Genomic DNA, 22,502 nt, shown 5'->3' with positions numbered 1-22,502 from the left:
TTATTTTAGAATGAAATTTCCTTATTCAAGTCATAAAGTGATAAATCTGGTTTATGTTTCCCTTTTTCCAACGTGTCGACGATATTAGCAGAAACAACTTCATTCTCTAACATACCAATACATAAGCCGCCTTTACCTTGTTTTAATAATTCAACTGCATAAGAACCAAATTTACTAGCCAATACACGATCACGTGCACTTGGAGATCCACCACGAACAACATGTCCTAAGATTGAAACACGAGTATGGAAATCACCATGTTCAGATAATTGCTCAGCAAATTCATTTCCACCCATTACACCCTCAGCTAAAATGATTAGGCAATGTTTTTTACCACGATCGCGTCCTTCTTGAATTCTTTTCGCTACATTTTTCATATCAAAATCATGTTCGGGAATAATAATTTCATCCGCTCCACCCGCAACTCCAGACCACAATGCGATATCGCCAGCGCCACGTCCCATTACTTCAATAACAAATGTACGAACATGAGAAGTTGCTGTATCACGAATACGGTCAATTGATTCCAATACAGTGTTGATTGCTGTATCAAATCCAATCGTAAAATCAGTACCAGGAATATCATTATCAATTGTCCCAGGAATCCCAACAGCTGGGAAACCGCGTTTAGTCAACGCCATTGCTCCATGATAAGAGCCGTCTCCACCAATAACAACCAAACCTTCGATACCGAATTTTTTCAATTGTTCGATACCTTTTAATTGTCCTTCTTCTGTTGCAAATTCAGGATATCTAGCAGAGTATAAGAAAGTTCCACCACGTTGGATTTTATCGCCAACATCAGCGATATCTAAGCGACGGATGTCTCCAGCAACTAATCCGGCAAAACCATAATTGATTCCGTAAACTTCAATCCCATCATAAATACCTTTACGTACTACTGCACGAATCGCAGCGTTCATTCCTGGAGCGTCTCCTCCACTGGTTAAAATACCGATACGTTTCATTCGTTCTTTCACCTCATATAATATACTTTAGCTGCAACGAATAAGAACGTCACAGTTTTTAATTGATCCAATCGTATCACGTCACTCATTTTACCATTAATAGAACAAAATGTCTTGGCTAAACAAGAAAAAATTTAAAAAAATGAAAACAAATAGTCTTTTTTACTGTAAATCATTTGAAAACAACATTTCCAACGCCTAAAATCCCTTGTAACTGCTCTTCTACCGTGTCAGAATAATCCAACCAATTTTCTTCTCCTAAAACCAGTTTCCTTTTACTTGATTCATAATATAGAACAACAGGGCTTAAGCCTTTATTTTTTTTTATCACTTCATGTACTTGATTTAAGTGTTGTGCCTCATTTTCTCCAATAGGAATTTTTAAATAACAAGTTACATCTGCAATCGACTGCTCGATTTCATTTGCTTGAATGATTCTATCGACTAGAAGTTGTAACTCCTGATTGTAATTGCTTTTTTCAATTTTTCCTTCAACGAAATAGACTTGGTTTTTTTCGATTTTGTTGCGAAGTGTTCTAAAAACCGTCGGGAAAACAGTCAAGGACAATGATCCTGTCATATCATCCACTTCAACAAAAGCCATTTGTTCCCCTTTTTTCGTTCGAATTACACGGACGTCTTTAACATAAACTAGCAAACGGACTTGTCTTCCTTGAGCAATATCGCTTACCATCATAACTTGTTTCGCTAAACGTGTTTTCTTAAATTCTTCTGTCGGGTGTCCAGATAAATAAACGCCTAAGTATTGTTCTTCTAATTCTAATTTTTCTTCCAACGCATAGTCCGCAACCTCAACTTCTTTCAACTCCAACGTTTTGAACAGATCCTCACTCCCACCACTGTAGACAATGTTTTGAATTTTGCCATCTAAGTCGTCCATTAATTGTCGTCTGTTTGGTGACAACTCATCAAAAGCACCGATTGCAATTAAAGGCTCGATCATTTCCTTCTTAAGCCATTTTCCTGATAACCGAAGCAAAAATTGATCAAAAGAGCGATATAATCCCCGTTCTTTTCGTTCATCTAATATATGTTGAATGAAATCTCGTCGAATTCCTTTTAATGAACTAAAACCAAACATAATTTCATTTTGATCACTTAGATAAAAACTATAATGACTTTTATTAATCGAAGGAGAAACGATTTCTTGCTTATTTTTCCGCGCTTCTCCGATATACTCTTTGATTTTATTTGGATTATGTCTGACTGAATGCAAAATAGCAGTATAAAAAGCTGCAGGATAATGAACTTTTAAATACGCCATTTGAAATCCTATGAAAGAATACGCAAACGCATGGGATCGATTAAAGCCATAGTTCGCAAAACGCTCAATATAATCATAGATAGTATTCGCGTTTTCCTCTTTATGACCTTGAGCCAAAGCACCTGCTACGAAGTGCTTTCTCTCTTCGTCTAGAACATCTTTCTTTTTCTTGCTCACTGCTCGACGTAAAATATCCGCTTGTCCTAAAGAAAAACCAGCCATTTCAGAAGCTACTTGAATAATTTGTTCTTGGTAAACGATAATTCCATAAGTATTTTTCAAAATGGGTTCTAGAATAGGATCTGGATAGCTAATTGCTTCCAACCCTTTCTTTCTACGAACAAATAAATCAATGTTTTGCATCGGTCCTGGTCGGTATAGTGCATTAACCGCTGCAATATCTTCAATACTTGTTGGACCTAATTTTCTTAAGACATTACGAATCCCTGCTGATTCAAACTGAAATACACCACTGGTTTCACCCTTCTGGAAAAGTTGCAATGTTTCAGTATCATCTAATGGAATTTGATTCAAAATGATTTCAGTATGATCCACCCGACGAATCGCCTTGACTGCACGATCGATAATCGATAAATTCCTTAATCCAAGAAAATCCATTTTGAGTAAACCAATTTTCTCTACATCATTCATTGTAAACTGTGTTAAAAGAATGTCATTTGAACCAGGTTGTAAAGGAATTAATTCTAATAGGTTCTTATCACTAATCACTACTCCTGCTGCATGAGTTGAAACATGTCGAGGCAAACCTTCTAAATGAACAGCGGTTTCGAAAAGCAATCGATTTGTCTCATTTAATTGAACGAGTTCAACTAATTTTTTTGATTCTTGATAGGCTTTTTTCAATGTCATTTTGAGTGCATTCGGAACTGCTGCTGACCAACGATTTGATTCACTTTGTGATAAGCCAAAAACTCGTGCAACATCTCTTAAAACCATTTTGGCAGCCATCGTACCGAATGTTGCAATTTGAGCCATATGATGATGCCCATATTTTTCTCTCACATAGGCTAAGATTTCTTCTCGTCGGTCATCCGGAATATCAAGATCGATATCGGGCATTGAACGGCGTTCTGGATTTAAAAAACGTTCAAATAATAAATCATACTTAATCGGATCAACATCTGTGATTGATAATACATAGGAAACCAATGAGCCTGCTGCTGACCCTCGTCCCGCTCCTGTTACTATTTTTTTTCGATGGGCATAATCCATTACATCCCAAACAATCAAAAAATAATCATCAAATCCCATTTCATGGATAATCGTCAATTCTTTTTTTAACCGTTCTTCATAAATTTCCGTATGATCAGGTACACGTAGATTAAGTCGTTCCCAACAAAGCTTTTCCAGAAAGTCACCAGCATTTTGATTATCCTCTAACGGATAATGAGGCAACAAACGTTGATGTAAAGGGATTTCCAAACAACAATTCCCAACTATTGATTCAGCATTAGCAATCGCTTCTTCACCAAGTAAAGAAGTTAGTTGTTGTTGAGCTTCTGAAGAATCACGTAAAAACTCTGTCCCTTGTTTTGTTATCGCATTAGTGTTTATGCTGATATTCATTTGAGTTCCATCATTGATATGTTTCAATACCTCTGAAGCAAATCCTTCATCGCTCGTTAAATAGCAAACCTTTTGCCATGCAACCAATGGTAAATTATGCGTATCAAAATAATGAAATAGTGGGTAATTAGTTTGTGGGTTCTTATCGATTGTCGTGCCAATAAAAAATGAATCTATATCAAAATACGAAGTCAGTTTCTCAACTATTTTATCTAGTTTTTTATTTTTTTGTTCAAAAGCAAAAGTAATTTCGCCTTGCTCAACTGGCATTATTGCAAACAAATCAGAACAAAAATCTTTTACTACTTCTATGTTAAAATTAACGGATTGGGTCATTTTAGCACTAGAAATTTGCATTAAATTTTGATACCCCGCTAAATTTTTAGCATAGAGAACAATTTTAGCTACTTGTTCAGAATCATCTGTTATATATTCTAAAGTCAATCCAATAATTGCTTGGATATTTTCTTTTTGACATGCCTCGTAAAATTCAATTGCCCCATGCATGACATTTAAATCAGTAATTGCAATTGCTTTATAACCCATTTTTTTGGCTAATTTGACATATTCTGCAATCCGAATCGTACTTGATAATAAAGAGTAAGAAGTCATTGTATATAATTGTGGGAAAGTCATAAGATAACTCCTTTACATAGTATGTATAAGCAAAACACAATTTTTTTAGTTCTCTTGACCTATTATAACTGAAAATGACCAAAACAATCTACTATTGAAATGGAAGGAAAATTGCATCCACAAAAATTAGTTTTTTCTATACAAATTTCTCGAAAAAAATAAAAGACTTAGCAACAAATTTCGAAAAAAGAAAAATAAGTCATTTCCATCGTTGTTCTTCCTTTACTTTTAAAAAAAATATGCTAAACTAATAGCTAGAAAAGAGGTGCTGTTATGCGTTACATCATTGTATTATTATGGTCTTTTCTACTAGGACAAGTAGTCGGTTATATCGGTGGTGCACTGACTAATGGAAGCTATGATTTTATGCTGACTACCATTATTTCTTTAGTGACAGGCATTATTATTATATTGATTGGTCATTTCGCTTTACCTAAAAAAGAAGCAACAAAAAATTCAAATTAATTGAACTTTTAACGATTGAAAGTTCAAAACATAAACGTTCAATAAAAAAAGGGTGCATATACACGAAAATTATTTACAAATTTTTGTGTATATGCGCTTTTTTATTTTTTTGAACAACATTTCTGTCTCAAACTCATTTAATTAAATCTTTTGTTTGAGGATTTTACGAAAATTAAATAATGATAATAAGAAGTTCCCCAACACAAAACAAGCTGTCACAATAAACACAGCACTATAGCCCGAAGCATGAGCTACTGTGGAACCCACCATTGGACCTAACACTTGTCCAAAATTACTAAACATTTGATTATAGCTATAAACACGACTCACCCCTTCTGAAGGTGTGATTTTACTAATTAACGTATTAATAGACGGCATCAACGCTCCCGTTGAAAAGCCTAAAATAAATCGTAGAACGCCCAATTGAAAGGGGGTTTTCACAAAAGCCATTGGAACATAACACACAAATGATAATAGCAATCCTGCTAAAAGAACTTTGTGATTCCCTACACGGTCTCCAATTCTTCCCAGTGTAGGTGAAGAAATAATTGCTGAAACACCAGCAATTGAAACAATTAATCCACTTACGAAAAGAATATTCCCTGAATTTGTACTTAATGAACGAATATATAGTGTCAAAATTGGACTAATACTTGTGATTCCTAGTTGTAATATCAGCGTAGTGATAAAAAGACCAATTAATATAGATAAATGATCCATTTGACCAAAAATTTCTTTTGTTGAAACCATATCTGTTTTTTCAACTGGTTTAAAATTTTCTTCGACCATAAAAATAGTCAGTAGCGTCGTGATTAATAAAAAGAGTCCCGTAATAATAAATACATTTTGCATACCAAACCATTCGGCTAAAGCACCACCCATCAAAGGGCCAATCAAACTGCCAGCCACAGCGCCTGTCGAAAGCGTGCCTAATGCCCAACCACTTTTTTCCTTAGGTACTTGAGAAGCAATCATTGCCGTTGCGTTAGGAATATAACCTGCTAAAATTCCATTAAAAAAACGCATCACTAACAACCAATAGACATTGGGAACAAACGCTAATGACCCCATCGTAAATGTCATTCCCGCTGCAGCTCGAATCATCATCAGTTTCCGTCCTTTTCGATCCGCCAAATTTCCCCAAATAGGTGCAACAATTGCCGCAGCAAATGCAGTTACTGAAATCGCCAATCCCGAAAACAGTTCTACTTGATTGCTAGGCGTTCCCAACTGTTCGATATAAACTGGAATAAATGGCATCACTAAACTAATGCTTGCTCCAGTAAAAAAACAACCTAACCATGCGACCATCAAATTTCTTTTCCAATCGATTCTCATTTTCCTTTGCACCTCACACTTATTCTTCTCTACTATACTCCAAAAATCAGAATCTCTCAAAGAAATTTATGAAACTATCGTTAAATTGAAAAAAGTATTGAATTAAAATTTACTTTGTACGTAAAAGTCATCTGAAAATGAAAACAAGAGGTTAGAAAGTAACAGAAGTCGTCACCTTTTAGCCTCTTGGTTCTAATTATCTATTTGTTTAATTAACACTTACCTAGAAATTATTTGGAAACAACCAAATTTTCTCGATAATAGTTAACTGATAATTTACTTTCTACAGAATTGCTAAAATAATAAAGTTCAAAATGAATAATGCATTAATTACCCAAACAATTGGGGAAATCTCATTGATTTTGCCTTTTGTTACTTTAACGATTGCAAAGAAAATAAATCCAACCGCAATTCCATAAGAGATACTATAGCTTAATCCCATAAATACTGAAGCAAAAAAGGCTGGGATTGCTTCTTCCAAATCAGTCCACTCAATATCCTTGAATGAAGCCAACATCATTACACCCACTAAAATCAAAGCTGGAGCCGTTGCTTGTGCAGGAACAATTGCAATTAATGGAGAGAATAAGCTACTTAAAGCAAATAAGATTGCAACGAAAACTGATGTTAAACCAGTTCGTCCACCAGCACCAATTCCAGCTGCACTTTCAACATAAGTAGTTGTATTAGACGTCCCAAAAATCGCTCCAATTGAAGTTGCAGCAGCATCTGCAAATAAAGCTTTATCCATCTTAGTAGAAAATCCTTTGCTATCTTCTAACGCCAACTCATCTTCTTTCGAGAAAATCCCTGTTCGACGACCTGTTCCAATAAAGGTACCAATTGTATCAAACGTATCGGATAAACTAAATGCAATGATGGTCATGATTACTTGAGGAATCTTGGCTGTATCACTAAATAATGATTGCATACCATCCGCTCCAAAAGCTGCTCCAAATGTCACTCCTAAATCCTTAAATGAACTTCCTAATGAGTTTTCTTGCCAATTAACCGCAGATAAATCAACCACACCCAATGGAATGGCGATCAAGGTTGTTGCAACAATCCCAAATAAAATTGCTCCACGAACATTTAATAAGACTAGAACAGTTGTTAAAACTAAACCAATAACAGCCAAAATAATTTCGGGATTATTGAAATTCCCTAAAGCTGGAACAATATTACTTCCGTTTACAACGCCATTGTTAGGTTCTGCCTCAATTGTGAAGTTAAGTAAACCCGCATTTTTAAATCCGACATAGGCAACAAAAATACCAATCCCGCCACCAATCGCATGCTGTAAACTTTCTGGAATCGATTTAATAATCAATTTTCGTATTTTCGTTACGGTAATCAGGATATTGACAAGTCCACAAATAAATACCATTGCTAATGCTTGTTGCCAAGTATAACCTAAACCAAAAACTACAGTAAAAGTAAAGAATGCGTTTAGCCCCATACCAGGTGCTTGCGCATAAGGAACGTTTGCAAATAATCCCATGATTAATGTTCCAATTATGGAAGCAATGATTGTTGCTAAAAAGACCGCTTGAAATGGCATCCCTGTTTGTGACAAAATCGAAGGATTTACAAATAAAATATAACTCATTGCAAAAAATGTGGTAACCCCTGCCATCGCCTCAGTAGAAATGGTTGTATGATTTTCCTTCAATTTGAAAAACTTTTCCATAAAAATAATTCTCTCCTCTATTCACAATATTTCAGATCAATAAAATAATAGCCTTCTCATATCTTAACAATACTTACTGAGTATAAATTAGCCTTTCGTATAATTCAACTAAAAAATTAACTTTATCTAAATAAAAACAAACAATGTTCGTCTTTCCCTAAAATGAAAGCAAAAAAGAAAGATAAAACAATTAATTTGTCTTATCTTTCTTTACAATCACGAATAACAACCTATTTTACTTTAACCTTACGACGCACTTCAAAAACAGACAAACTCCCTACAATAGCAAAACCAACTAGAGCTAATCCTTCCTCATGTGCGCCTGTTTGAGGTAATTCTTTTCCAGACGTATTTCCAGTACCAACAGTTGTCGAACTAGTTGTTGTTTCATTCAAAACTTTTGCTGGTAAAACATCAATTGAAAAGGCTACTTTATTTGCAGTTTCATCTACAACAAGAGCAGTGATTTTTTTCTTTCCTTGTAATTTCAAAGGTTGCACATTAATCCGAATAAAGCCTTCCCCATCAGCATTTGCAACGATTTTTGCCTCTGGAATATCCTCTTGGCCTTCTAAGATAGCAATTGAAACTTCTTCAGGGAATAATATTACTTTAGCATTAGGCAAAGTGACCCCACGTAACAAATCATCATCTTCATACAGTGGATCAAAAATAGTCGCTTTTCTAATTTTCTCTTTTGCTAAAGCTGTTTCATCAGGTTGAGGTGTCTCTTCCTTAGCATCTACCAATTTTTTACGACCTTCCACTGAAGCCGTAATCGGCTCTCCTATGGCTTCTTTAGCTTCAATATAGCCAATAAATGTATCCGTATCAGATTGCATCGTATCGACTACTTTAGATCCTGTAAACCCAGAGAAACCATCTCCACCGCCTAATAAAAAGTCATTTATTACTACACGATAGACTTGATTTGACTCAACTAGAGTACCATCTTTTTTATAAATATCCTTAACCACAAACGGTTGAGTTTCATTTTCGTTTTTTACATACGTATACGTTAAGCCAGAAATTTGCAAATTATAAAGCTCTCTTTGCGTATATTGTTCGTTTAAAACTTGTTCTACTTGAGCGCCTGTCATTTCAACGATTTGCATAATATTTCCAAATGGCTGTACTGCTTGAGCCGCTCCCCAGGTAATTTCTTGATTATCTCCAACTGCTAAATCTGCACGAACTCCACCATTATTAGTCATCGCAAAGTCCACTTGACTTCCCTGAGCATTCGCCATAGCAACTTGGGCATCTGTAATTAAATTTCCTAGTGCTGATTCTTTAAATTCATTCAGTTCACGTGTAATGTTCCCCGCTTCTTTTGCCGTTCCGATTTTCTTATTCGTTACTGGCTCAACACGTTTTTGCGCATCTTTGACAATTGCCTCAACAACCTTATCTTTTTCAGGTGCATTAGCTGCAGCAGGATCGACCGCACGAACTTCCGCTTTTGGAATATCTACAAATTCTTGTGTTTCTACATCAATTTCTCCTTGCAAATCCACAAATCCTTTGCCTTGAGAAGTAGATTGAACCACGCGTGTTTTATTTACAACACCATTTGTATATTGATGATTATGCCCAGCAAAAAGTGCATCTACACTGTTATTTGGATCAATCGTGTTCACTTTATTCAAAATATCTGCTGCATCTCCGCTAACAACGTCACCTTTACTGGTAGCAGGTATATGTGCTAAAACAACAATCGCATGAACACCTTGCAATCTTAATTGTTCGGCATAATATGCAATTGTTTGCGCTTCATCTAAAAAGTCATACGCTTCATAATGTTCTTTTAAAACTAGATTTGGTACTTCCGTTGTTAAAACACCAATAAAGCCAATTTTGACCTTACTATCATTTTCCCCAACTTCTTTGATTGTATACGGTTTCCAATTATAAGGAAATTCCGGATGATCAGCTGTGCCTTTTTTAACGACATTTCCAATTACAATCTCCGCTTTTGAAGCTTCTCTAGGATAGTTCGCCAAAATACCATATTTATCTAACTCAACTGAAGGTTTCCCCCCCGTCATGATTCGATTGAATTCTGCTAACCCCTTATCAAATTCATGATTTCCTAATGTTCCAACAGAAAAATTCATCTGATTTAAGGCTTTGATTGTGGGTTCATCTTGTAGTAACGCTGAACTAGCTGGACTTGCTCCAACCATATCACCAGAGTGAACTCGAAGCGTTTGCCCATTTGAATGCTTTGTCGTAAAATCTTTTTCAGCTTGGTTCAAATAACCAGCTAATAAAGCAACAGTTCCAGCTTTTTCTGTTTTCTTTCCTTCATCATTATAAAAAGAACCTGTTGTGTCCAACGCTCCATGAAAATCATTGATTCCCAATATTTGAATTGGAACTGTTTTTCTAGCTACTTCTTGATTCGTTGTCGTTTCTGCAGTTGCGACCACGCCAGTATATGAAAATAGCCCCCCAGCTAATCCAAACATAATTCCTAAAGATACGACAAAAGTCCCCGATTTCTGCCATTTTTTCATTTTTAATAAACTCCTTTATTATCTAACATCTTATTAAATAGTATAACTATTCTTACATCGCCTGTCAATCTCACTTATTTCTACTTTTTAAACGGTCTAAAAAAATTAGCAATGCAAATTGGAAGAATGTAAATATCATAATAAAAATAAACTTGCTGACAGACCACTCAAAGAAAACTAAAGAAATAGTCTCAAAAGGTCTTGTAAATAAATAAACACTATGTAAACGATCAAAACGCCCTACAAAAATAGCTAAACCAGATAAAAAATTAATCCCAAAATAAAAAATCAACGTTTGATAGTTATTTTTAATAAAACCTCGTTTTTGTAATTCATCAGCTACAGAAAAAATCGTTTGCATTCCTAAAAAACTATAAATACAAATTCCTAATGTCATTAAACAAAAATAAAACCAATCAACATTATTTAAAGCAAAAATTCCATTGACTCCTTGGTAAATATGTAGTTCTTCTAAATGAAAGAAATCCGTTAACAAATATGGTGCATTTGGGTAAAACAAAACCCAACCCATTAGTATTAGCATAAAAGTCTTATTTTTTCTATTTTTAAACTGATAAGAAAATTCAATTGGAATATACGCTAAAAACACATTCAATGCCATCAATTCGAACTTATTAGCAACAAAAAACATGCCAATACAATATACGAGAGTAACAATTCGTAGTTCCCATTCTTTTTTTGTTTCTATCTTTTTTCACCTTCCTTTCTATTCAGTTTATCACAAAAATTATCTTTTCTGAAATTTTCATATAAACTTGTTATTCTTCTATTTTATGCTAGACTAAAGAAAGAAAACAAACGACTTTGGGAGGAAATACTTTGAAAAAATTAATAGCCATTGATTTAGATGGTACTACACTGAATAATCAATCATTAATCAGTGCCTCAACTGAAAAAGCATTAAAAAAAGCGATTGAACATGGTCATCATGTAAGTATCGTCACAGGCAGACCATACCGTATGAGTAATCAATTTTATAAACAACTTGGTTTGACCACTCCAATGGTCAATTTTAACGGGGCTTTAGTTCACATTCCTAATAAAAAATGGGAACATGAAAAAGAAACTGGAATCCAAAGAGACCTCGTTTTTGATATTTTATCGCAAAAGCAAGCCTTAAACTTAGATTTTGTTGCAGCAGAAAATAAGGAAACTTTTTTCATCGATAGTCTGGATTATTTTGATGCGAATTTCTTTGCCTCTGAAGCAACTGAAAATAATTTGTTAACAACTAAAAATTTGCTTAGCGATCCGACTTCAATGATGGTTCGCACCATCAATAGCGAAGCTCAAAAAGTTTCTGATTCGCTAATGGCTCAATATGGTGATTATATTGATGTTCGTACTTGGGGTGGACCAACACCTATTCTAGAAATCGTATCTAAAGGAATTCAAAAAGCGAAAGGTGTCGAACAAGTTTCTAATTTCCTTGGAATCAAACGAGCAGACATTATTGCTTTTGGCGATGAACACAATGATGAGGAAATGTTGGATTATGCTGGTTGGGGTGTAGCAATGAAAAATGGTGTTGAAAAAACAAAAGCTGTCGCAAATGATATCACAACTGAAACCAATGATGAAGATGGATTGGCTAAGTATTTAGAAAACTATTTAGATATCGCAGACTAAAATCATAGTCTTCGACTGAATTAAGTAGGCAACTATCTTGAATAACTGTATATAAAAATTTGAGTCACTAACAAAACAGCCCTAGTTTTGTTAGTGACTCTTTTTGACATTTTAATTATTATCGCTTAAAATAGAACGCATGTTCGTATACTATTTTAGAAATGAGGAACAATCATGGAATTATCTAGAAAAATCGAAATTCTCGCAGAAGCAGCTAAGTATGATGTTTCTTGTTCAAGCAGTGGTGTCACAGACAATTCTCGTTCTGGAAGCGTTGGTAGCACTGCTGCAGCCGGTATTTGCCATTCTTTTACAAGCGATGGACGCTGTGTGTCTTTGTTAAAACTATTATTTACAAATGCTTGTATTTTTGATTGTCATTATTGCCTCAATCGAAAATCAAATACGATTCCTAGAGCAACTTTTAGCCCACAAGAAGTAGCTGATCTGACAATGGATTTTTATATGCGAAACTATATCGAAGGACTTTTTCTAAGTTCTGCCATTATCAAAAATGTTGATTACACGACTGAACTATTAATTAAAACTTTAAAAATTTTACGTTTTGACAAAGGTTTCAAAGGATATATTCATGTAAAAGCGATTCCTGGAGCTGATGAACGATTAATTGAAGAATTAGGTTATTTGGCAGATCGAATGAGCGTCAATATTGAGTTACCTTCTAGAGAAAGCCTCAAATTATTGGCACCAGATAAAGATCCCTATGCATTATATAAACCAATGAAACAAATTGCCACAAAACAAAAGGAACAATCACTTTTACCTGCCTTAAGAAAGCAAAATACTTTTGTGCCAGCTGGACAATCAACGCAAATGATTATTGGCGCTTCACCAGAAAGTGATTATTCAATCGTGAAAATTTCAGAAAAATTATACCAAACCTATCAATTGAAACGTGTTTATTACTCTGCCTATATCCCAGTAAATCAAGATTCGCTATTACCAGCGGTGACAACTGATCCACCACTTTTAAGAGAACATCGACTTTATCAAGCAGATTGGTTACTACGATTTTATAAATTTTCAGCTGATGAAATTTTAACGGCGGAAAAACCAAATTTCAATCTTTATCTTGATCCCAAAGCAAACTGGGCTGTTCAAAATTATGATTGTTTTCCTGTAGATGTCCAAACTGCTTCTTATGAAATGTTGCTTAGAATTCCCGGTATCGGACCAAAAAGTGCCCAAAATATTGTAAAGGCTAGAAAATATTATCAACTCCACTTAAGTGATTTAAAGAAATTAGGCGTCGTCATTAAACGAGCACAGTATTTCGTCTGTTGTAATCAAAAGATACCTGCTGGCTTGATTAATGATCCTGAATGGGTGATTTCATCCTTAATCTCTTCCCGTCAGTACGAAACACTAAAAAAAGCCAACAGTCAATCTACCCACGAACAACTCTCATTATTTGATGTAGAACGCTTTGAATTCCATAAAAGAAAAGAGGCTCGCTATGCATAATGAAAAAAGTAGTGAAACATGGGAATATGACGGTTCATTTTATGGTTTTTTGACTGTCGTTTACCACGCTTTTTCAGAAAATAAATTCCCAGAAACGATTCTTACTTCGGAAACAGCCATTGAATCGTTATTTCAAAGTAAATTAATTGAAACAGACGAAAGAATTGCGAAAAAAATATATGTTCGTTTACTTAATCGATTGAGAATTGAAAATAGTGAATTCATTATTAACGGTTTTTACTGTTCATTAAAAGATAAAGATCGTTGCTTACTCGATGCCATTCAAATTGGCTTAAAAACGACAGACCTTTTGACAAATCATTTAGGTCATCCATCTGTTCTAGCATTGCAAAATTCATTAAAATCTTTATTCAGTGAAGTTCATTTATATACTGGTTTTGTTCGTTTTGAGTATGTTGGCAATCTACTTTACAGTAAAATTGCGCCCAAACATCTTTCACTTCCCTTTTTATGCCCGCATTTTGCCGAAAGATATCCAAATCAAACACTGATGATTTATGATGAAACGCATCACATTTTAGCAATTATAGATCAAGGAAAAATTTCTTTAATTGAAAATAGTGAACAACCCGTCTTCGATTCTCTCGAAAATGAAACTGAAATTCAAGAAAATTGGTTAACTTTTTTAAAGGCTGTCACTATTGATGAACGAAAAAATGAAAAAGTTCAATTATCACATTTACCAAAACGTTATCGAAGTAATATGATTGATTTTGCTTCCCACTAATCGAATGTGAAATAGCTCTCCCTTGATAAGAACTCTTCTACTATATGCAAAAACAATAAGCTACAAATCACAAAAAACTAAAACGGTTTTTATGATTTGTAGCTTATTGTTTTTGCACAACTTCTCTTATGTTCGCTTAGTTGACTGAACAGCGCTCTAAATTATTCACTTCTTAAATGAATTTTTTTAACAATTAATTTATCAGGAAGTTGTGACGTATTGCTTTGTTCACCAATTACTTCCGCAAAAATATTCGTACGATCTTCTTTTTTTTCTAATTGATACTCTATTTTACCAGTCTCATTGATTTCTTGAATCACATCTTCATAATCATCTGCTTCGGTTGGTTCACTTTTAGAAATAAAGCCTAATGAAACTAGTTGTTCGTCCAAATTCTTGGTTGAAATCAAAGAACCAAAAGAAATTTTATTACGGATTGCATTATTTAATTTTTCTAGCTTTTCATATGTTGTATTTTCAAGTGTTTTTTTATTTGAAAGTTGTTCATATTGTTCAACAGTCAACATTACACCAACAGCCTTCCCGCGATTATAAACATAAAGACCTGTTCCTTCTTTTTCAGCTAAATCAAAAGCTGCCATTGGTGACTGTTTTAATTGGGTAATTGAGTATGAGGGTTGTTCTATATTTTGTGTATCTGCCATTCTTCAACATCCTTTCCAAAACTGATTATATCATATCATTTTGAAAAAAAAGGAAGATTTTTTACTTTTCGAGAAATTCAACTAGAACTCAAGGAACTTTACAACTATAGTTTCTAAATAAATCATAGAAATATTCGCCGCAAAAAAATAAAGTGCGCAAGGCTGATACAAAAGCAACGAATACAATAGCGGATATTTTGTCCAATTGCTCGTTTCTAAGCGATTGTTTTATAACCTGAGTAAATGGTAATGCGAAAATTGCTATTATACTGAGTTTCATTTGCAGAGTACATTGATTTGATTCTACATCTTGCTTACTCGGTTCTCAAAACTAATCACTTTTGCCTTTGCCTCAACCTCACTCACCATAACCGATTTAACGGCACTAAAAAAGGAATTAAAAAAGAAAAAATTAATAGGGTTGAATACATCATAGTTGAGCAACCTTAAATGGAACTTAACTTTTAATTATTTTCTTGATTAATCAATCTGAAAATGAGAAGGCTTTCTTTCGTTAACCATCTTATGATATAGTAGATTCAATAGGTTGGGAGGTATAAACATGGAACAAACTTTAATAATCATCAAACCCGATGGTGTACGCCGTCACTTAGTTGGTCGTATCTTACAACGTTTTGAGGAACGAAATTTGACCATTTCTAACATGTACTTAGGAACAATCACTCAAGAAAAAGCCAAAACACATTATGATCATTTAAAAAATGAAGCATTTTTTACGGACATCATTGATTATATGGTTTCTGGTCCAGTTGTATTTGCTATTATCGAAGGGCCAAATGTCATTGCTTTAACTCGAAAAATGATTGGTGCCACTAATCCGTTTGAGGCAGCACCAGGTACAATTCGCGGTGACTTTGCTTTGACTTCTAGAGAAAATGTAATACACGCTTCTGATTCAATTGATACAGCTAAAATTGAAATCGAACGATTTTTTGATTAACTAATAACGCTAGTTATATATCCTAATCATTTAATAAGTTATAAAAGTATAACAATTGATTATTTTACTAGCAATGAATCCTACTAACTTTAAAAATTTACTAAAGAACAGGTTATTCAAAAAAATGTACGAACTGTTATTATTAAATCAAATTTACATTGTTTTTTTAGCATCTATTACTTTTACTATCTTATTAATTGTGTTATACTATTCTAGCATAAGTTTTAACTATTCTATTCTTTCGGGGACGTTACGGATTCGACAGGCATAGTTGAGCTTGAATTGCGTTTCGTAGGTTACGTCTACGTAAAAACGTTACAGTTAAATATAACTGCTAAAAACGAAAATAACACTTTCGCTCTAGCTGCGTAAAACCAGCGGGTGAAGATCCTCTCGGCATCGCCCATGTGCTCGAGTAAGGGTCTCAAATTAAGTGGGATACGTTAAACTTTTCCGTCTGTAAAGTTTAAAAGAGATTATCAGACTAGCAAGAGTTTGGGCCTGTTATGCGGCATATACTCAAGCGAAGCTTAAAATAGTATGACTATGAACGTAGAGGTTTAAGTGGCAATATGTTTGGACGCGGGTTCGACTCCCGCCGTCTCCATCAATTGTTTTAGTAATTTCCAATAAGAACGAAAATCTTTTTAAAATAAGGTTTTCGTTTTTTTAATTTTACTCGTGTCCAACTTTATAAAAACTTTATCAAGATCAATTTCAAGGTTATTTTTAAACTACCATACTCACAAAATAAGACAGCCTTTATCAGAAAAAAATCCACCAAACAGCTTATTTTCTATTCTTAGCAAGGAGTTGTTGTTAAGAATGAATGATTCGGTATTAGCTATACTTATGATTAATATTTTTAGAAAGGAGTAATGAAATGACTTATAAAAACAATCACTCTCAAACAAATAAGCAACGAGAAGAAATAAATAAGACCCAAGCAAAATATTTAAATGATCGATCTAAAGCAAGATCATTTATTCGTAATCAAGCTAGCATTGAAGATTTAGCAGAATTAGAACAACTGATTGCAGAACGTAAAAATGTTTTACCACAATAATTAACTTTTCTAAGTCAGGAGGTTCTATGAATGAACTATCATTTATTCTCAATCTTATTTCAAGAAGCTTTAGCCTGTGATTCATTGGAAAATTTCTATTCAAAGCACGCAACACAAGAATGGCTGAAAGACTATGAAAATATTCCTATTTTAACGACTATCTTTAATTTATCAAAAATGTCTGTATCAGATTTATATAAGAGTATTGGAATGAGTCAAACTAAATTTGCAATTTCCTATGATATCCCTTTAGCTGTAGTCAGAGAATGGGATTCGGGACAAGCTATTGTTCCTAACTACATCATAATGTTAGTAGCATACACGTTAATTGATTAAAGAAACCAGTAGTTTCGAATATCTTTTATGATAATCTTATCAACAAAAAAGCCTATTGATTGATAATTCATAAAAATAGTATATAATGAAATTTAAATATAAAAAAAACAACAGTTCTGCCTAAAAATCTTGGGGAAGATTGCATCATTTACTGTTGTTTTTTTCCTGTTTATTATACCATTTTCCAACCCTAGTTTAAACCTACTATTGAAGATTCACCATAAAGTAAAACCTTTAGTTTTTCATTTCTAATATATTTTACACAAGAATATTTTGTAAATAATGCACAATTCAAATCCCTCAATCGTTTTTTAATACTTCCTAACATCTCAAAGCTAAATATATGTTTTTAATTCTATACAGCCTACCAAACTACCCTCTACACAAAAAATTTACTTACTCTCCCCTTCTCTTCATACTCAGATTCTCATCCCCATACAAACCGAAGATTCCATACCCACATAAGGTGGGAAATTTTCTACTTTAGTAAATCCATATTTTTCATAAAATTTAATTGCCTGTTTAAAGGAATTATCCGTCTCTAATAACAACTTTTGAATTCCTTGTTTCTGAGCTTCTTCCTTAATTCTATTCATTAATTTGACTGCAATTTGCTTAGAACGATATTCTTTTCTAACAAAAACTCGTTTAATTTCTGCGCAAGTCTCTTCATATTTTTTAAATGAAGCACACCCAATCGGATAACCATCTTCATAAGCTATGTAAACTTTTTGATTTTCCCGCGGAATATTATAAGAACTGTAAACGTCTCTTTCTTCAATATTTTCGTTTTCTGCTTGATGATTCAAGTCGTAATCTAACAGATTACATAAAAGCACAAAATCTTTGTCCGCAACTGTCACTTCTACGATATTGATTGCTGATATATTATCCATTTTTTTCACCTTTCATCTTATCATTTCTAATAAATCAAATTTTTTAATGACTATTCAATAAAAAAACAAGCTGAAAGTCAAAAAAATCAAAAACATAACCTTTCAATCTTAATACAAAAAGATTTATAGCCAGTGTTCTGGAAATCATTGTGCGTTTCAGCTTGTCTTCTAAATTTCATTTATTAAAAAATGTTAATTACAATTTTTTCAATTCTTTTTTACCAAGAAAAACTCCTATAAATAGGAATAATTCCAATAAAATAAAAAATAAAACAAAGCAATGCATAAAAAAAGCTTCTGGTAAAACATTAATAATCGGGTCCGTTGCTGGATCAAATAGCCAATCATTATTATTAAAAAAAATACCATGGAATGAAACAAAAAATTGATCAAAACCGACCAACATCAAAAAGCCAAATAATACCGGAATCACCATGCCCCATTTAAATGGCTTAATTAAACGCCATAATCTTTTATTTTTGACAAGATGTTTAAGTGTAAAGAAACTAGGAATCGTTGTCGCAATTAAAACCCCATAACATAGTAAAAATAATCGTTTAACTTCATAGAAATGAAAGGCACCACTTGTAGACATCGGAAAATCACTCAATTTTAATGTTTGATTAAATGGATTATTCAAATAACTCATTAATTCTCCAAAGTTTTTCAATAACGTAGCTTTATCTAGTTCAGTATAATCTAAAATCGATAAATAATTGATATCGAATACATATAAAGGGCGAAAGTTGATTGTGATTGTAATGCTTAAAGCAAGAATAAAAACCATAAGCAATGCAATCCCACCGTTTTCAAACCATAACCATTTTCTTTTTTCCATTAAAATTCCCATTCATCTAAAGAAGAAACAACAAACGTTGGTTTTTCAGGTAAAGTTGGAACTGCTTCTTTTGGCGTAAATCCCGATAAAACTAACAACGTATCAATACCATTTTGTAAACCTGATTGAATATCAGTTTCGTAATTATCTCCAACCATTAATACCTCATTTTTGTCCAAATTTAACCGTTTGATTGCTTCATCCATAATAATTGCCTTTGGTTTTCCAATAATGATTGGTTCAACTTGTGTAGCCGTTTGTATAAGGGCAATAAAAGAACCTGCTCCAGGTAAAAGTCCTCTTTCTGTTGGAATGTTTTTATCTGGATTTGTACCGATAAATGTGCTACCTTTTTGAATAGCTAGAATAGCTGTCGATAGTTTCTCATAATTGATTGCTGTATCTAAACCAACCACCACATAATCTGGAGTTTCTTCCTCCCAGATAAATCCTGCCGCTAAAATTAAATCAACCAAACCAGATTCACCAATCACGTAGACTTTATTTCCTTTGCCATCAGCTTTCATAAAATCAATTGTCGCCAAACTTGCCGTATAAATCGTTTTTTCAGGTACATGAATGTCAAATTCATTCGCTAAACGATTCGCAACTTCACTAGGCGCTTTGGTTGTATTATTAGTAACAAATAAAAACGGAAGCTGCAACGTTTGTAGTTTTTCAACAAATCGTTTTCCAGCTGGAATGATTTGACTTCCTAAATAAATGGTTCCATCTAAATCTATTAAAAAGCCTTGATAGTTTTTAGTCACTACTGTTTCTCCTCACGTTGACGAATTGTAAAAGATCGCCCTTTATTACTAGCATTAGCAGTTTCTTTTAGCTCTTGTTTCTTTTCATTTATTTGTGGTTGATTTTTTGCTTTCGGCTTATTGTTTTTAATGACTGGTTTCACTTTCGGTTTCGTACTATTATTGACTGGTGCTTGTTTTTCAGAAGTAAACGCTTGGGATTGGTTCGTTGCTTTTTTACTTCTTTTTCGTCGATTCTGTGTTTTTTCTCGTTTTCCACCGATGCGTTCAATCACGAAATACGCACAACCGAAATTACAAAATTCATATAGATAGTCCTCTAGAGTATCGATTCGTTGATCTGGATTAGCTTTGCGGTTTGATCCATAAAAAAAGCCTTTTAAGCGTAATTGATCATAGCCCCAATCCCCCACAATATAATCGTACCTAGAAAGAACATCGCTAAAACGTTCTCCCAATCGTTCTGCATCAAAGGCATCCCGATGATTTTTCACTAATATATACTGACGGTCTCCGATATTAAGATGATCATCATCAATAATCGTAACGATTTCACCTTTTTTCTTTTCTTTGACGGTTGGTTCTTCTTTTATTTCTTCTAAAACAGCCGTTATTTCGTTTGTTAACGATGTTTCAGGTTCTTTTTTAATTTTTTTAGATTTATTTATTTTTTCTGCCATTATTTCACCACCTAATTAGTATTATACAATGTTTTCATTGGATTGGATAGTGCTCAGCCAGATAGTCACTCACGACGTTTCTAATAAATTCTGGAAATAGAAATTCAACCTTTCCAGCAATTTCAATTGTAGGGAAAAACGGGATAAACATCAAATGATCAACAGTGGTAAAGGTATAATTCTCATTTAAATCAACAGGATTTCCTAACCATAATACGTCCTTTGTCTTTTTTTGATAAGTAAGACCACCATAATATAAATCACCAAAAATTTTACCCCGAAATCCCATCCCAACAATAGGAAACTTTCTCAAATACTGTCTATTTTTTTCCATTTCTTTGATTAAGCGAATCAAATCAGCACCTTTTAATGTAACTTTTATTAAGTGCATTGGATGAGGTAACGTACTATGGAGCATATCTTCATTTACAACACCTGCAGGTAAATCCGCTAAAAATAACCCACTATTCAAAATAGCTACTTCTGTTTGCCCTTTTTCTTTGAGTGCTTCGATAGCCATAGACATGACAGTCTTTTCATTATGTAAATCGACGGTAAGTGTTTCAGGAATAATGGCAACTTTTTTATCAATTAGCAACCGATGTCCTAAAATTAAATAATTTTCAACTTCTTTTTTATCTGTTTCCGTTTCTTCAAATTCCTCTGTCGGTATAGCTTCAGCGGTACTTTTCACAATCTCTCCATCTTCAATCCATAAATGAACTTCGCCTACAAAACGACCAAATTTTCCAGCAGCTGACAGTTGTGTTTGGTTGACCTTTTCACCATATCTAAATAGGTGATGCGTATGTGAGCCTAATATCACATTTATTTCAGGATATATATTGGCAATGTTTAAATCATCATCAATTCCCAAATGACTCATCAAAATAATTCCATCGCTTATCTTTTGGACTTCTTTGATTAGTTCTGGAAGCACTTCTTTCATCGTTCGAATCGTCCAACCATTAGGCTCATAGGTCAATGGGAAAGGTGCGGTTAATGCAATCAAAGCAAGCTTCATTTTATTGGGTGTTTCAATGATTTTATATTTTTTGGCCCATTCTGGTCTTTTAAGGGTGATTGGATCAAATAAATTTCCTAAAATAACATCAAAACTAGCTTCGTCATATAAATGATTTAGTTGCTCTTTAGAATTACCGACTCCTTCGTTATTACCAATAGTTGCCGCATCATAAGCAACTTGATTCATTAACTCTACATTCGCCTGGCCATCAGACGCTTCGGTCAGTGGATGCCAACGATCTACAAAATCACCAAGATCTAATGTTAGTACCGTTTTATTTTCTGCTTCATATAATTTCTTCTTTTGATTGAGATATCTTCTTATTTTCGGCCAATTTTCAAGATGAGAATGTAGATCATTGGTATGAAAAATAATTATTTCTTCCATTCTCTTCCCCCATTTCTAAGTACTATAGTTATAGTACCATAAAATCTAACTAAAAAAGGCTTTTTTAAACGGGTTCCTTGTTATAAAAATTGATTAAGCTAAAATGATTGCCAATTAAAAAAAACAAGTAAAAATCACAGAAATTTGGAAAACAATACGAAGAAAACATCCATTATCGAATAGAAATCTAACATATTTTTGTCATTTCTGTGATTTTTCATAAATTTTTAGATGATGATTTGCCTCTAAATCAAGCACTTTTAAACAAGTTCAATCTGATTTAATATAAATTGAATTCGTCTTCTTTACGTTTTTTCATAAAGTAAACATTAGCAATCAAAACCAGATTAATCGATCTCAGCACTATACTGCTTTCTTTCGTTCCTGTTTCTGGTAGTTATTTTGTACTTTGTTCACTTATTTTTTCATCGCTGTCGCTTGACCAGTTATCGAATTTTTTTAATCATTGACTAATTATGTTGCAAGTTTATTGTCTTTAGTATCT

Annotated in this window: 19 protein-coding genes and 1 other RNA gene; 8 read left to right on the top strand and 12 right to left on the bottom strand. The window is 33.6% G+C overall.

What is annotated here, in order from left to right; all coding sequences use genetic code 11:
- Window positions 1-5 precede the first annotated feature (5 nt).
- The gene (gene pfkA, locus ACYSNW_RS03780) at window positions 6-968 is read right to left on the bottom strand and encodes a 6-phosphofructokinase (protein WP_461743124.1); all 963 of its coding nucleotides are present in this window, start codon (window positions 966-968) and stop codon (window positions 6-8) included.
- Between the two features lie 172 nt (window positions 969-1,140).
- Entirely contained in the window at window positions 1,141-4,476 is a 3,336-nt protein-coding gene (gene dnaE / locus ACYSNW_RS03775; RefSeq protein ID WP_461743123.1) for a DNA polymerase III subunit alpha, read from the bottom strand.
- Window positions 4,477-4,749: 273 nt separating this feature from the next.
- On the opposite strand from dnaE, the gene ACYSNW_RS03770 reads away from it, so the two are divergent.
- Window positions 4,750-4,941, top strand: coding sequence for a YjzD family protein (locus tag ACYSNW_RS03770; RefSeq protein ID WP_461743122.1), 192 nt, complete (start codon window positions 4,750-4,752; stop codon window positions 4,939-4,941).
- A 141-nt stretch (window positions 4,942-5,082) separates the two neighbouring features.
- On the opposite strand, the gene ACYSNW_RS03765 is transcribed toward ACYSNW_RS03770, so the two are convergent.
- The 4 genes from ACYSNW_RS03765 to ACYSNW_RS03750 form a co-directional block, all read right to left on the bottom strand.
- Window positions 5,083-6,279 carry a multidrug efflux MFS transporter gene (locus ACYSNW_RS03765; RefSeq protein WP_461743121.1) on the bottom strand — a complete coding sequence of 399 codons (1,197 nt, stop codon included), beginning with the start codon at window positions 6,277-6,279 and terminating at the stop codon, window positions 5,083-5,085.
- A gap of 283 nt (window positions 6,280-6,562) precedes the next feature.
- Window positions 6,563-7,969, bottom strand: a complete 1,407-nt coding sequence (locus tag ACYSNW_RS03760; protein WP_461743120.1) for an NCS2 family permease — start codon at window positions 7,967-7,969, stop codon at window positions 6,563-6,565.
- 230 nt (window positions 7,970-8,199) lie between these two features.
- Window positions 8,200-10,488 carry a bifunctional metallophosphatase/5'-nucleotidase gene (locus ACYSNW_RS03755; protein WP_461743119.1) on the bottom strand — a complete coding sequence of 763 codons (2,289 nt, stop codon included), beginning with the start codon at window positions 10,486-10,488 and terminating at the stop codon, window positions 8,200-8,202.
- A gap of 70 nt (window positions 10,489-10,558) precedes the next feature.
- Window positions 10,559-11,140 (bottom strand): DUF1361 domain-containing protein, encoded by a 582-nt coding sequence (locus ACYSNW_RS03750; protein WP_461743118.1) that lies wholly within the window; start codon window positions 11,138-11,140, stop codon window positions 10,559-10,561.
- A 188-nt stretch (window positions 11,141-11,328) separates the two neighbouring features.
- On the opposite strand from ACYSNW_RS03750, the gene ACYSNW_RS03745 reads away from it, so the two are divergent.
- From ACYSNW_RS03745 to ACYSNW_RS03735, 3 genes are all read left to right on the top strand, one after another.
- Window positions 11,329-12,138 (top strand): Cof-type HAD-IIB family hydrolase, encoded by an 810-nt coding sequence (locus ACYSNW_RS03745; RefSeq protein ID WP_461743117.1) that lies wholly within the window; start codon window positions 11,329-11,331, stop codon window positions 12,136-12,138.
- 174 nt (window positions 12,139-12,312) lie between these two features.
- Window positions 12,313-13,623, top strand: a complete 1,311-nt coding sequence (locus ACYSNW_RS03740; protein ID WP_461743116.1) for a putative DNA modification/repair radical SAM protein — start codon at window positions 12,313-12,315, stop codon at window positions 13,621-13,623.
- Complete coding sequence (locus ACYSNW_RS03735; protein WP_461743115.1) at window positions 13,616-14,371, top strand: TIGR03915 family putative DNA repair protein; 756 nt, start codon at window positions 13,616-13,618, stop codon at window positions 14,369-14,371. Before ACYSNW_RS03740 ends, ACYSNW_RS03735 begins: the two co-directional genes overlap by 8 nt.
- Window positions 14,372-14,532: 161 nt before the next feature.
- On the opposite strand, the gene ACYSNW_RS03730 is transcribed toward ACYSNW_RS03735, so the two are convergent.
- On the bottom strand, window positions 14,533-15,036 hold the full coding sequence (locus ACYSNW_RS03730; RefSeq protein WP_461743114.1) for a type II toxin-antitoxin system Phd/YefM family antitoxin: 504 nt from the start codon (window positions 15,034-15,036) through the stop codon (window positions 14,533-14,535).
- A gap of 562 nt (window positions 15,037-15,598) precedes the next feature.
- On the opposite strand from ACYSNW_RS03730, the gene ndk reads away from it, so the two are divergent.
- The 4 genes from ndk (at window position 15,599) to ACYSNW_RS03710 (ending at window position 17,399) form a co-directional block, all read left to right on the top strand.
- Window positions 15,599-15,997, top strand: a complete 399-nt coding sequence (gene ndk, locus ACYSNW_RS03725) for a nucleoside-diphosphate kinase (protein ID WP_461743113.1) — start codon at window positions 15,599-15,601, stop codon at window positions 15,995-15,997.
- A 243-nt stretch (window positions 15,998-16,240) separates the two neighbouring features.
- Window positions 16,241-16,607: a transfer-messenger RNA gene (gene ssrA, locus ACYSNW_RS03720) on the top strand.
- Between the two features lie 273 nt (window positions 16,608-16,880).
- Window positions 16,881-17,063, top strand: a complete 183-nt coding sequence (locus ACYSNW_RS03715; RefSeq protein ID WP_461743112.1) for a hypothetical protein — start codon at window positions 16,881-16,883, stop codon at window positions 17,061-17,063.
- Between the two features lie 30 nt (window positions 17,064-17,093).
- Window positions 17,094-17,399: a hypothetical protein gene (locus ACYSNW_RS03710; protein WP_461743111.1), complete on the top strand. Its 306-nt coding sequence runs from the start codon at window positions 17,094-17,096 to the stop codon at window positions 17,397-17,399.
- Between the two features lie 419 nt (window positions 17,400-17,818).
- Here ACYSNW_RS03710 and ACYSNW_RS03705 read toward each other — a convergent pair whose 3' ends face one another.
- The 5 genes from ACYSNW_RS03705 to ACYSNW_RS03685 form a co-directional block, all read right to left on the bottom strand.
- Window positions 17,819-18,295 (bottom strand): GNAT family N-acetyltransferase, encoded by a 477-nt coding sequence (locus ACYSNW_RS03705; protein ID WP_461743110.1) that lies wholly within the window; start codon window positions 18,293-18,295, stop codon window positions 17,819-17,821.
- A gap of 196 nt (window positions 18,296-18,491) precedes the next feature.
- The gene (locus tag ACYSNW_RS03700) at window positions 18,492-19,145 is read right to left on the bottom strand and encodes a TIGR01906 family membrane protein (RefSeq protein ID WP_461743109.1); all 654 of its coding nucleotides are present in this window, start codon (window positions 19,143-19,145) and stop codon (window positions 18,492-18,494) included.
- A complete protein-coding gene (locus ACYSNW_RS03695; protein WP_461743108.1) occupies window positions 19,133-19,903 on the bottom strand; it encodes a TIGR01457 family HAD-type hydrolase in 771 nt (256 codons plus the stop codon). The genes ACYSNW_RS03700 and ACYSNW_RS03695 overlap by 13 nt, the downstream gene beginning before the upstream one ends.
- Window positions 19,903-20,583: a YutD family protein gene (locus tag ACYSNW_RS03690; RefSeq protein WP_461743107.1), complete on the bottom strand. Its 681-nt coding sequence runs from the start codon at window positions 20,581-20,583 to the stop codon at window positions 19,903-19,905. Before ACYSNW_RS03690 ends, ACYSNW_RS03695 begins: the two co-directional genes overlap by 1 nt.
- A gap of 34 nt (window positions 20,584-20,617) precedes the next feature.
- On the bottom strand, window positions 20,618-21,997 hold the full coding sequence (locus ACYSNW_RS03685; RefSeq protein WP_461743106.1) for a bifunctional metallophosphatase/5'-nucleotidase: 1,380 nt from the start codon (window positions 21,995-21,997) through the stop codon (window positions 20,618-20,620).
- Window positions 21,998-22,502: the final 505 nt, after the last annotated feature.

The organism is Enterococcus sp. LJL99, assembly GCF_054871725.1.
Note: the sequence above shows the minus strand (reverse complement) of the source record. Positions and strands in the feature narration are given on the sequence as shown.